We start from the raw sequence: 11,386 nt of genomic DNA, 5'->3' as shown, positions 1-11,386 counted from the left end.
TACGAGCCCTCCAAGCGACGAGACCGGGCGTGATTATAGGGGGTGGGGAAACCCTGGCGGGAAAGTCGGGGCGAGAAACTGACAAGGGATTGGAATCGTTACGGCAGGACCAGCGTCATTGTGACAGTTGGCGCCGTTCGGGCCCCCTCCGTCTCGCCGGCTTCGCCGGCGATCCACCTCCCCCAAGGGGGGAGGATTTTGGTGCTCACATTCCTCCCCCCTTGGGGGAGGTGGCGCGGCGCAAAGCGCCGTGACGGAGGGGGCAAACGCTTCGGAAGCGTTGGTGGGGCGTCAAGAGCCCCTCCACCCCTACGGGGGGGGCCGAGACAGCGCGCCATTCAATTGGGGCGACGCTGGCCTATTCGTCTGTCGCCGGGAGTACGGCCATCAGGGCGCGGGTGAAGCCGACGGGGGCGACGGTGAGGTGGTCTTCGTCGGCGAGGACGGTCGAGCGGACCTGCAGATGAGGATAGGCGCGCGATTTCAGCACTCGTTCCATAGTCCGCATGTCGGCGACCATGTCGGCGCCGGTCGAATGGCGCGGACTCGGGCCGGGCGCTTCGAACGCCCCGACGTACATGAAGACCTCGGCAGGGAGGTCGCGATGCGTCCGGGCGTAGTCCGCCTCCATCGTCATGACGTGGCCTTGGTCGAACCAGAAGGACGGGCTGCCCAGAACATAGGCCTGGAACAGGCCGGGATCGGTGAACAGGATCTGGGCGCCCAGCAGGCCGCCGTAGGAATGGCCCAGCAAGACGCGACGGTCGGGTGCGGTGCGGAAGCGGGCGTCGATGAAGGGCAGGACCTGGGTCTTCAGATAGGTCTGATAGGCCGGACCCTGGCCGTGGACCATGTCGCGGGCGCGACGGGGGCCGTTCGGGGTGGGGGTGTAGTCGCGATTGCGGCTGACCACGCCGGTGTCGCCGCGGGCGTAGGACAGGCCGACCAGGATGAAGGGTTCGATAACCGGACCGTCCAGATTCACGCGGCGGGCGATCTGGCGAATGATCGGAAAGGCGTAGTCGGCGTCGGTGACGTAAAGGACCGGATAGCGACGCTGGGGACGGGCGTCATAATCGGCCGGCAGACTGACGAAGACCTGATAGTCGCGACCCGAGACGGGGTCCGGCACGGTCCAGACCTGGGTTCCCTGCAAGACATAGGGCGCGCCTTCGGTCGCAGCGGAGGGGGCCGGTGACGACTGGGCGTCGGCCCTTTCCGTACAGGCCGGGGCGACGGCCGCCGCCAAGAGCATGATCGCCAGACCGAAGGCCTTCATTCCCAAATCCCCCAACATCGTCTCAGGCAGGCTAGGCCCGAATGGGGCGGAAGTTCGTCTCAGGCGTAGTTGAAGCTGATCGAGATGCGGTCGGACTTGGCCTGGTTGGTCGGGACCTCGTGGCGCAGCCAGCTTTCCCACATCAGGATCGTGCCGGGGCGGGGCGTCAGATAGACGAAGGGGCGTTCGGCCTCGGTCGCGTCCTCGGTGACGGAGGGTCGGGCCATCATGAAGGGCAGGCGGGGGTCTTCCAGTTTCAGCGACGAGGCGCCGTCAGGGATGTCGATATAGACGGTGCCCGACAGGAAGGCGTGAGGGTGGATATGGCTGGTGTGGCCGCCGCCGGGCTTGAGGATGTTGACCCAGAGATTGTCGAGCCGGGGCTTGCGGGCCAGGTCGAAATTCAGGGCCTTGGCGTAGGCGACGGCGTGCCGGTCGAGGTGCCGTTTCAACTCGGCGAACTCGGGGAAGCGCTGGGGCAGGTCGTTCAGCGAGGCGTAGGAGGTGTAGCCGCGATAGGCGTTGTCGCGGCACCAGCGGCGGCCGGCCGCATCCTCCTCGGCCATCATGCGGACGACGTCGATCAGTTGCTCGTTGAACTCGGCCCAGCCTCGGCCCTCGGCCAGGGAGGCTTCATAGACCTGGGTGACGAAGAGGGGGCGCAGGGACATGGGGGAGGGGATAGCGGGTCTAGAGCGAGACGGAAACTCTCCCTCCCCATTTTGGGGAGGAGCGATCGGGGTGGGGCCCCGAAAGGGCGTGAGCGAAATGGCCATGACCGCCCCACCCTGGCTCCGCTGCGCTCCGCCGTCCCTCCCCATGAAGGGAGGGAGAACGGCTGTGCAGGCGCGTATGATCCGGCTAAGACCGGGTCATGTTCAAGTCCGTCCTGGTCGCCAATCGCGGCGAAATCGCCTGTCGTGTCTTCCGCACCGCCAAGCGGATGGGGTTACGCACCATCGCCGTCTATTCCGAGGCCGACGCCCAGGCCCTGCATGTGCGCGAGGCCGACGAGGCGGTGCGGATCGGGCCGGCGGCGGCGCGCGAGAGCTATCTGGACGGCGCCAAGGTGCTGGCGGCGGCCAAGGCGACGGGGGCGGAGGCGATCCATCCCGGTTACGGATTCCTGAGCGAAAACGCGAACTTTGCGGAAGCTGTTGCAGCGGCGGGTCTGATCTGGATCGGACCGGACCCGGCCTCGATCCGGGCCATGGGGCTGAAGGACGCGGCCAAGGAACTGATGATCCAGGCCGGGGTGCCGGTGACGCCGGGGTATCAGGGCGCGGACCAGTCGGAAGCGACCCTGACGGCCGAGGCGGCGCGGATCGGCTATCCGGTGCTGATCAAGGCGGTCGCGGGGGGCGGCGGCAAGGGGATGAAACGGGTCGATGATCCGGCCGATTTCGCCGCCGGTCTGGCCAGCGCCAAGCGCGAGGGGGCCGCGGCCTTCGGCGACGACCGGGTGCTGATCGAACGCTACATCACCCGCCCGCGCCATATCGAGGTGCAGGTGTTCGGGGATCGGCACGGGGATGTGGTTCATCTGTTCGAGCGGGACTGTTCGCTGCAACGCCGCCACCAGAAGGTGATCGAGGAGGCGCCGGCGCCGGGCATGAGCGAGGCCGTGCGGGCCGCCGTGACGGGCGCGGCGATCAAGGCGGCCAAGGCGGTCAACTATGTCGGGGCCGGGACCATCGAATTCATCGCCGACGCCTCGGACGGGCTGAAGGCGGACGGGATCTGGTTCATGGAGATGAACACCCGGCTCCAGGTCGAGCATCCGGTGACCGAGAGCGTGACCGGCGTCGATCTGGTCGAATGGCAGTTCCGCGTCGCGGCGGGCGAGCCCCTGCCGCTGAAGCAGGATCAGATCAAGCTGAACGGCTGGGCCATGGAGGCGCGCCTCTATGCCGAGGACCCGGCGAACGGTTTCCTGCCGTCGATCGGGCGGCTGGAGCATTTCGTCATGCCCGAAGGAATCCGCGTCGACACCGGCGTGGAACAGGGCGGCGAGGTCAGCCAGTTCTACGACCCGATGATCGCCAAGCTGATCGTGCATGAGGACACGCGCGAGGCGGCGGCGGCGCGGCTGGCCGAGGCGGCGGGCGAGGTCGAGGTCTGGCCGGTCAAGACCAATGCGGGCTTCCTGAAACGCTGTTTGGACCATCCGCGCTTCGTGACGGGGGATGTGGATACGGGGTTCATCGCGGCGGAGGAGGCGGCGCTGCAGCCTGACGAGAGCGCCGAGGCGACGCTGGCGGCCCTGACCCTGATCGCGGAGGCGGCGAGCGATGGAGAGGCGGCCGGGTCTGACCGGTTCAGCCCCTGGGGCGGCCAGCCGGGGCTCTCATATGGGGTTCGTCTGAACGCGCCCGCTCAGACGATGGTCTGGGCGCATGTGGACGGCCAGGGCGTGTCTGGGGCCGTGACCCCGGTCGAGGCGGGATGGCGCGGCGCCGAGGGAAGGACGGCCCAGATCGGATTCGACCAGGTGCAGGCCGGCGAGGCGCTGTTCGGCTATCAGGTGATCGACGACGGCTTCGTCCTGTTCGTGGACGGCGAGGCGCGCCGGGTGACTCCGCATCGCGCCGCCGTGGGCTCAGGGGCCGGGGCGGTCTCCGACGGCGCCCTTCGCGCCCCCATGCCGGGCAAGGTCGTCGCTGCGCCGGTCAAGGCGGGCGACGTCGTCGCCAAGGGCCAGCCGGTCGTGGTGCTGGAGGCGATGAAGATGGAGCACGCCCTGACGGCGCCCTTCGACGGGGTCGTCGAGCATGTGGCGGCTGTGGGCGATCAGGTGGTCGAGGCGGCCGTGCTGGCGGTGGTGAAGGCGGCGGACTAAAGCCCGAGACCGCCCAGCGGCCGGGTCAGGATCGAGTCGTCCATCTTGGCCATCAGGCCGTAGATGGGGCGCCAGGCGCCGCTTTGACGCAGATCCTCGCTCCAGGACAGATGGGTCGGCTGATCGGCCCAGACCTCCGTGACCCAGAGGACGTCTGCGTCGACCAGATCGTGCGCGACGATATAGGAATGACAGCCGTGCTTCCTGACGGCGGGGTCCATCAGGAGCAGAGCGAGTTCGTCGCGGCGACCCGGGTATGCGGTCAGGCGCGTGATCAATCCGTACATACTGGTTCCGTGGCGTCCCGTAGCGCGCGGGCCATGATCCGGCTTCGTCGTTAAAGAATCTGGCCAAGGCGGATAAGGGCGACTACGTGGGCGCCATGCCGCTTCACATGATCAAACTGGGCGTCGGGGTTCCCGACGTCGACTGGCTGGAGGCCCGTGCGGCCAAGGGCGGGCCGCTGGTGGTCCATACCCGGATGACGCCGAAACGCGCGCCCGAGATCGAGGACGGCGGGTCGCTGTACTGGGTGGTCAAGGGCGTGATCGTCTGCCGCCAGCGCGTGCTCGACATCGCCACCCTGGGCGAGGGCAAGCAGAGCCGGTGCGAGATCACGCTGGAGCCCAAGGTCGTTCGCACGGCGCCGATGGCGCGCCGGCCCTTCCAGGGCTGGCGCTATTTCGAGCCCAAGGACGCGCCGGTCGATCTGACCGACCTCGACGCGGGCGAGGCGCCGGAGGAACTGGTGCGCCAGCTTCGCGAACTGGGCGCCTGGTAGGCCAGAGCCACACGGTTTTTGGGTGTTGACCGGGGCGGTCGGGCGTGGCCTGTGCCGGCTCCGATGATCGCGCTCAGTTTCCAGACCCGTTCCGCCTTTCGCGACCTGCTGCACCTGGCATGGCCGGTGATCCTGGCGCGGATCGGCATCATGACCATGGGGCTGACGGACGCCATCGTGGTGGGGAATTTCTCCAGCAAGGAACTGGCGTTTCATTCGCTGGCCTGGGCGCCGACGTCGATCGTGGTGACGACGGCGGTCGGGTTGATGCTGGGCGTGCAGGTGATGACGGCGCGAATGCTGGGCGAGGGACGGCGGCACGCGGTCGGGTCTGTGCTGAGGCGGGGCATGACCTATTCGCTGCAGATCGGGGTGGTGTCGATGATCGCCCTGATCGCCGTCGGTCCCTGGGGCCTGGGCAAGATCGGGCTGGAGGACGGACTGGCCGAGGGGGCGGGGCCGGCCCTAGTGGTCTTCGCCCTGTCCATGCCCTTCTATCTGATCTCGGTGACGGGCCAGTTCTTCCTGGAGGCCCTGGGGCGGCCCAAGCCCGGCATGGTGGCCATGTGGATCGCCAACGGGGTCAATCTGGCGCTGAACATCGTGCTGGTGCCGGACCTGCTGGGCATCGGCTTCGATGGCGCCTTCGCCTCGGCCTGGGCGACGTTCGGGGCGCGGGCGGCGCTGGCGATCTTCCTGGTGGTCTATATCCTGCGCCTGCCCGAGGCGCGGGCGCTGGGTATCTTCGACAAGCCCGAACGCGACCCCAAGGCGGCGCGCGAACAGGTCAAGGTCGGCCTGGGCGCCGGCGCGTCCTATTTCATCGAGGTCGGGGCCTTTTCGGGCTTCACCTTCTTCGCCGGCCAGATCGGCGCCGCCGAGACGGCGGCCTGGGCGGTGGTGCTGAACGTCTCGGCCATCGTCTTCATGCTGCCCATGGGCCTGTCGTCGGCGACGGCGGTGCTGGTGGGCCGCAGCTATGGGGCGGGCGACGGGCGAGGGGTGTTGCGGGCGGGTCTGGTCGGGCTGGGGGTGGTCAGCGCCATGACCTTCGTGGTCGCCCTGCTGGTGTGGCCCAGCGCGCATCTGATCGTGGGCGCCTACAATCGCGATCCGGTCCTGCTGGCCATCGCCGCCCCGGCCCTGGTGCTGGCGACCCTGTTCTTCGTCGCGGACGGAATCCAGGTGGTGGCGGCCCAGGCGAACCGGGCGGCGGGCGACGTCTGGTGGCCCACGATCATGCATTTCGTGGCCTATGGGGCGGTGATGATGCCGCTGGGCTGGATTCTGGCGCACCGGATGGGCGTCGACGGTCTGGTCTGGGCGGTGGTGATCGCCAGCCTGGCCTCGTCTGTCCTGCTGACCGGGCGGTTCGTCAGGGTGGCGCGGCGCCTGCCATAGAATCTCCGTCCCCATGTAGGGGAGGGAGAGGTGACGTCGCCGCTTCCGCTCTCTATATCCCTGCGCTTCCCCGAACTCCTGGACGATCATGGCCCGCATCCTCATCACCTCGGCGCTGCCCTACATCAACGGCATCAAGCACCTGGGGAATCTGGCGGGCTCGATGTTGCCGGCCGACGTCTGGGCGAGGTTCAAGCGGGCGCAGGGGCATGAGGTCCTCTACATCTGCGCCACCGACGAGCACGGCACCCCGGCCGAGCTGGCCGCCGCCGCCGCCGGCCAGGACGTGCGCACCTATTGCGACGAGCAGCACGAGATCCAGAAGGCGGCCGGCCAGGCCTTCGGCCTGAGCTATGACTGGTTCGGCCGGTCGTCCAACCCGCAGAACCATCGCCTGACCCAGCATTTCGCCGAGGCCCTGGAGAAGAACGGCCTGATCGAGGAGCGGGTGGATCGGATGATCTATTCGATCGACGACGCCCGCTTTCTGCCCGATCGCTATGTCGAGGGCACCTGCCCGCACTGCGGCCATGTCGGCGCGCGCGGCGACCAGTGCGACAACTGCGGGCGCTTGCTGGATCCGACCGACCTGATCGATCCCTATTCGTCGGTGTCAGGCTCCAAGAACCTGGAGGTGCGCGACACGCGCCATCTCTATCTGTTGCAGACCAGGATCGAGCCTCAGATCCGCGCCTGGGTCGACGGCAAGAGCGGCTGGCAGGTGCTGGCCAAGTCCATCGCCTACAAGCATCTGGACGAGGGGCTGATCGACCGCGGCATCACCCGCGACCTGGCCTGGGGCGTGCCGGTGCTGAAGGACGGCTTCCCGCGTCCGGGCATGGAGGACAAGGTCTTCTACGTCTGGTTCGACGCCCCCATCGAATATATCGCCGCGACCGAGGAATGGGCCGAGGCGACCGGCGGATCGTGGCGCGACTGGTGGCGGCTGGATGAAGGGGCCGAGGACGTCCGCTATGTTCAGTTCATGGGCAAGGACAACGTCGCCTTCCACACCGTCAGCTTCCCCGCGACCATCATCGGCTCGGGCGAGCCGTGGAAGACGGTCGATCAGCTGAAGGCCTTCAACTGGCTGAACTGGTACGGCGGGAAATTCTCGACCAGCCAGAAGCGCGGCGTCTTCATGGACCAGGCGCTGGAACTGCTGCCGGCCGACTACTGGCGCTGGCGCCTGACGGCCTATGGGCCGGAACACGCGGACTCGGCCTTCACCTGGGAGGATTTCCAGGCCTCGACCAACAAGGATCTGGCCGATGTGCTGGGGAATTTCGTCAACCGGATCGTCAAATTCGCCGAGTCCAAGTTCGACGGCGTCGTGCCCGAGGGCGGCGAGGCGGGTCCGGTCGAGATCCAGCTGGAAGCCGACATCAAGGCGGGAATCGCCGAGGCGACCGAACAGTTCGAGGCCATGGAGTTCCGCAAGGCCGCGTCCGCGCTGCGCGCCGTCTGGGTGCTGGGCAACGAATATCTGCAGGTCGCGGCGCCCTGGACGGCGTTGAAGACCGACCGCGACCGCGCGGCGGTGGGTGTGCGGACCGGGCTAAATCTGGTGGCCCTGTTCGCGCGTCTGGCGGCGCCGATCCTGCCCTTCTCGGCCGAGAAGATCGCGGCGTCGGTCGGGTCCAGCGACCTGAGCTGGCCCGGGGCTGACGAGGATGTGCTGAACAGCCTGGCCGTCGGTCAGGCCGTGGCGGCCCAGGGCGTTCTGTTCGCCAAGATCGAGGACGCCCAGGTGGCCGAATGGTCCGAACGGTTCGGCGGGGCGGACTAAGCCGAACGTCCGGTTCCCCCTGAAGGCAGGGACAACGGATTAAACTCTACGCTTGAGCGCCCCGGGCGCGGCGCTAAAGCCGCGCCCGGTCAGGCGTCGTCGCGCGCGCAGAAATGGTCGTACAGCACGGCCATGATCTGGATCGTCGCGGGATGGGCGATGAAATAGGTCAGGGTGCGGTGGTCGCGGCGGCAATCCACCACCCCCTCGTCCTTCAGCTTGGACAGATGCTGCGACATGGAGGCGGGCGCCACGCCCGTTTCGGCGATCAGGGCCGAGACGTTCCGCTCGCCCTGGGCCAGGGCGCACAGGATCATCAGCCGGTGGGGATTGGCCAGACCCTTCAGAAAGGCGGAGGCGTCGTCCACGCGCTGCGGAAGCGCGTGGGACAATTTCACCGTCAAGGCGTCTTTACATTCCATGCTCGTCTCATATCGTAAAAATATGAATTGAGAAGGAGGCTGTCATGGCCAAGGACTATGCGGCGCTGACCCGCGACATCTCGACCTACATCGGCGAACTGCGCCGGCTGCAGCCCGGGCCGATGCAGGCCTTTTCGGAACTGGCGAAGTCGGCCACGGCCGAGGGGGCGCTGGACAAGAAGACCAAGGAACTGATCGCCCTGTCCATCGGGGTGACGCAGCGGTGCGACGGCTGCATCGGCTTCCACGCCAAGGCGCTGAAGGATCTGGGAGCCACGCGCGACGAGATCGCCGAGGCCATGGCGATGTGCGTCTATATGGGCGGCGGGCCGGCCCTGATGTACGCGGCCGACGCCCTGAGGGCGTTCGACCAGTATCCCGAAGCGGCCTAGGCCTCGACGATCGGCAGACCGGCGGCGCGCCAATCCTGGATGCCGCCGGTCAGGTTGAACAGGGGCTGGCCCTCGGGGCCGGTCGGGCCGACGAAGGCGCAGACCTGGTGACTGCGGCCGCCGCGCAGGCACATGACGATGATCCGGCGATCCGCCGGGAGGTCCAGCGCCTCCCAGGCGGCGGGCATGGCGCTGAGGGGGGCCAGAATCGCGCCGTCGATGCGGGCGGCGGCGAACTCATCCGCCTCACGCACGTCGATCAGAACGGCCTCGCCCGCGCGCAGCCAGGCGGCGGCCATTTCGACATCGACCGTGGCGACGGTCATGGCGCGGGCGTCGGCGCAGGCGCGGCGGGTTCGGCCGGGGCCGGGGTCGGGCTGGTCTCGGTGCGCTTGTGGCCCAGGTGTTTGGCGGCTTCCTCGGGACTGATCTCGATGAAGGCCGGGGCCGAGGCGTTGAACTCATCCATATTGCCGGTGCGGACCACCACCTGGCGGGCGCCGTCCCAGATCATGTGGAGGGCGACGTACAGAACCACGACAAGGCCGATATAGCCGATCCAGCGGAAACGGTGCAGCAGTTTGGCGATGAAGGTCGCCGCCACCCCCATCAGGGCGATGGACAGGATCAGGCCGAAGACCATGATCCACGGATGTTCATGAGCGGCGCCGGCGACGGCCAGCACATTGTCCAGCGACATGGTGATGTCGGCGACCATGATCTGGAGCAGGGCGGCGCCGAACGACTTGCGCTTGAGTCCCAGTTCTTCGGGCGAGGGGCCGGTGCCGTGCTCGATGCTCATAGCGAGCTCGAGCTCCTTCTCCGCCTCGGCCTGGTCGTGGGTGCGCTGCTCCTGCAGTTCGCGCCACATCTTCCAGCAGACCCACAGCAGCAGCAGACCGCCGGCCAGCAGCAGGCCGACCAGGGCCAGAAGCTGGACCGTGATCAGGGCGAAGCCGATGCGCATGACGACGGCGGCGGCCAGACCGATCAGAATGGCCTTCTTGCGCTGATCCTGGGGCAGGGCGGCGGCGGCCAGGCCCACGGCGACGGCGTTGTCGCCGGCGAGGACCAGGTCCATCAGCAGGACCTGGCCCAGCGCCGTGGCCTGGCTGGCGAGTTCGGGAGACGAGAGAAATTCCATTTCCGCTCCTTAACGCCGGTGCGGCCGTCTGTCAGCCGCGTTGCGCGCGCGTCGCCTCATAAAGCGCGACGGCGGCCGCATTGGAGACGTTCAGGCTCTCGAATCCGCCGGGCATGGGGATCTTGGCCAGGACATCGCAGTGTTCGGCCACCAGGCGGCGGATGCCGTCGCCTTCGGAGCCCATGACCAGAACGGTCGGCTGGCGGTCCAGCGCCTCTTCCAGCGTCTGTTCGCCGGCGCCGTCCAGGCCGACGGCGCGCCAGCCCAGATCGGCCAGTCGCTCCAGGGCGCGCGACAGATTGGTCACCCGCGCATGGGGCAGGCGTTCGGTCGCGCCGACCGCCGCCTTGGCCAGGGCGCCGGCCAGGGCGGGGGCGTGGCGGTCCTGGACGACGATTCCCCGCGCGCCGAAGGCCAGGGCCGAGCGGAAGATGGCGCCCACGTTCTGGGGATCCGTCAGCTGGTCCAGCATGACGATGACGCCCTGGGCCGGCTCGGCCAGCTCTTCCAGCGAAACGCCCTCCAGCGGCTGAACCTTGAAGGCCAGGCCCTGGTGGACGGCGCCGGCCGGCAGCATCCGGGTCAGGGCCTGAACCTCGACGACCTCGATCTTGTGGCCGTGGGCCAGTTGGCCCTGTTCGATCTCGGCGGCGCGCTCGGCCGTGGCCAGCAACCGGCCCATGCCGCGACGCGCGGGATTCGCCAGCGCGGCCAGGACCGGATGACGGCCCCAGAGAAAATTATCGGCGTCGGACTTGCTCCGGTCCGCCGGACGGGGCGCGCGAGGGGACTCCTCGCGGCTGGAAAAGCCTTGTGCGACGGGCTTTTGCCCCTTTTCGCGCGGGCCGGAAGACCGGTTTCCGAAGACCGGTTTTTTACCGCTTTTACGGTCGTTGCGTTCTGTTTTCGACGACACTATAAGACGCCCTCCGATTTGGAGCCCCAAGGGCTTTCGGGTCTGGGCGCCCCCTCTATCCTAGAGGAGGCGACAAGCCGAAGGCTTTTGTTTCGTCCCGCTTGATTAAGGGCGGAACGAGGGGTCCATCGGTTCGACAAGGCGCGCTGGGGGAATGTCCCGAGTGGCAAAGGGGGGGGACTGTAAATCCCCTGCGTAAGCTTCGAAGGTTCGAGTCCTTCTTCCCCCACCACGCGCCTTGACGGATACGATGGATCAGGACGACGGAGAGGAACCGGCTGCGGCGTTCCCCAAGAACTTCCGCAGTCTCCGCGCGGGTATAGCACAATGGTAGTGCAGCAGCCTTCCAAGCTGAGGATGTCGGTTCGATCCCGTCTACCCGCTCCAGGTTTTTTGATCAGCATCGCGCCCCTCAACCCGGGC

12 protein-coding genes and 2 tRNA genes are annotated in these 11,386 nt (G+C 67.7%); 7 read left to right on the top strand and 7 right to left on the bottom strand.

Annotated features, from left to right (window positions below; translation table 11 throughout):
- Positions 1–358: 358 nt before the first annotated feature.
- Complete coding sequence (locus AC07NC_RS12335; protein WP_494569717.1) at positions 359–1,279, bottom strand: alpha/beta hydrolase; 921 nt, start codon at positions 1,277–1,279, stop codon at positions 359–361.
- Positions 1,280–1,338: 59 nt separating this feature from the next.
- Positions 1,339–1,950: a TIGR02466 family protein gene (locus tag AC07NC_RS12330; RefSeq protein ID WP_008259957.1), complete on the bottom strand. Its 612-nt coding sequence runs from the start codon at positions 1,948–1,950 to the stop codon at positions 1,339–1,341.
- 203 nt (positions 1,951–2,153) lie between these two features.
- Here AC07NC_RS12330 and AC07NC_RS12325 point away from each other — a divergent pair, with 203 nt between their 5' ends.
- Positions 2,154–4,118 (top strand): acetyl/propionyl/methylcrotonyl-CoA carboxylase subunit alpha, encoded by a 1,965-nt coding sequence (locus AC07NC_RS12325; RefSeq protein WP_494569716.1) that lies wholly within the window; start codon positions 2,154–2,156, stop codon positions 4,116–4,118.
- Here the strand turns inward: AC07NC_RS12325 and AC07NC_RS12320 are convergent.
- Positions 4,115–4,405: a putative quinol monooxygenase gene (locus AC07NC_RS12320; RefSeq protein WP_292150569.1), complete on the bottom strand. Its 291-nt coding sequence runs from the start codon at positions 4,403–4,405 to the stop codon at positions 4,115–4,117. The genes AC07NC_RS12325 and AC07NC_RS12320 overlap by 4 nt on opposite strands.
- Before the next feature lie 95 nt (positions 4,406–4,500).
- Here AC07NC_RS12320 and AC07NC_RS12315 point away from each other — a divergent pair, with 95 nt between their 5' ends.
- The 3 genes from AC07NC_RS12315 to metG all read left to right on the top strand — a co-directional run bounded on the left by AC07NC_RS12315 (position 4,501) and on the right by metG (position 8,089).
- Positions 4,501–4,899, top strand: a complete 399-nt coding sequence (locus AC07NC_RS12315; protein WP_035311052.1) for a DUF1489 family protein — start codon at positions 4,501–4,503, stop codon at positions 4,897–4,899.
- A gap of 51 nt (positions 4,900–4,950) precedes the next feature.
- Entirely contained in the window at positions 4,951–6,300 is a 1,350-nt protein-coding gene (locus tag AC07NC_RS12310; protein WP_494569715.1) for an MATE family efflux transporter, read from the top strand.
- A gap of 88 nt (positions 6,301–6,388) precedes the next feature.
- Positions 6,389–8,089: a methionine--tRNA ligase gene (metG, locus tag AC07NC_RS12305; protein WP_494569714.1), complete on the top strand. Its 1,701-nt coding sequence runs from the start codon at positions 6,389–6,391 to the stop codon at positions 8,087–8,089.
- An 89-nt stretch (positions 8,090–8,178) separates the two neighbouring features.
- Here metG and AC07NC_RS12300 read toward each other — a convergent pair whose 3' ends face one another.
- On the bottom strand, positions 8,179–8,511 hold the full coding sequence (locus AC07NC_RS12300; protein ID WP_050771659.1) for an ArsR/SmtB family transcription factor: 333 nt from the start codon (positions 8,509–8,511) through the stop codon (positions 8,179–8,181).
- 44 nt (positions 8,512–8,555) lie between these two features.
- Here AC07NC_RS12300 and AC07NC_RS12295 point away from each other — a divergent pair, with 44 nt between their 5' ends.
- Positions 8,556–8,903, top strand: a complete 348-nt coding sequence (locus AC07NC_RS12295) for a carboxymuconolactone decarboxylase family protein (RefSeq protein WP_494569713.1) — start codon at positions 8,556–8,558, stop codon at positions 8,901–8,903.
- On the opposite strand, the gene AC07NC_RS12290 is transcribed toward AC07NC_RS12295, so the two are convergent.
- From AC07NC_RS12290 to rlmB, 3 genes are read right to left on the bottom strand one after another with little or no spacing between them, the layout of a single operon-like run.
- Positions 8,900–9,229, bottom strand: coding sequence for a rhodanese-like domain-containing protein (locus tag AC07NC_RS12290; RefSeq protein WP_494569712.1), 330 nt, complete (start codon positions 9,227–9,229; stop codon positions 8,900–8,902). The two genes, AC07NC_RS12295 and AC07NC_RS12290, sit on opposite strands and share 4 nt — an antisense overlap.
- Complete coding sequence (locus tag AC07NC_RS12285; RefSeq protein WP_008262837.1) at positions 9,226–10,047, bottom strand: TerC family protein; 822 nt, start codon at positions 10,045–10,047, stop codon at positions 9,226–9,228. Before AC07NC_RS12285 ends, AC07NC_RS12290 begins: the two co-directional genes overlap by 4 nt.
- Positions 10,048–10,078: 31 nt before the next feature.
- A complete protein-coding gene (rlmB, locus tag AC07NC_RS12280) occupies positions 10,079–10,963 on the bottom strand; it encodes a 23S rRNA (guanosine(2251)-2'-O)-methyltransferase RlmB (protein WP_494569711.1) in 885 nt (294 codons plus the stop codon).
- A 148-nt stretch (positions 10,964–11,111) separates the two neighbouring features.
- On the opposite strand from rlmB, the gene AC07NC_RS12275 reads away from it, so the two are divergent.
- Together AC07NC_RS12275 and AC07NC_RS12270 are read left to right on the top strand one after the other, a co-directional pair.
- Positions 11,112–11,195: transfer RNA gene (locus tag AC07NC_RS12275), tRNA-Tyr, on the top strand.
- 81 nt (positions 11,196–11,276) lie between these two features.
- A tRNA-Gly gene (locus AC07NC_RS12270) sits at positions 11,277–11,350 on the top strand.
- The last annotated feature ends 36 nt before the right edge of the window (positions 11,351–11,386 follow it).

It is taken from the genome of Brevundimonas sp. GW821-FHT10A07 (genome assembly GCF_059415785.1).
The sequence above is the reverse complement of the archived record's forward strand: the minus strand, read 5'-3'. Positions and strand labels throughout refer to the sequence as shown.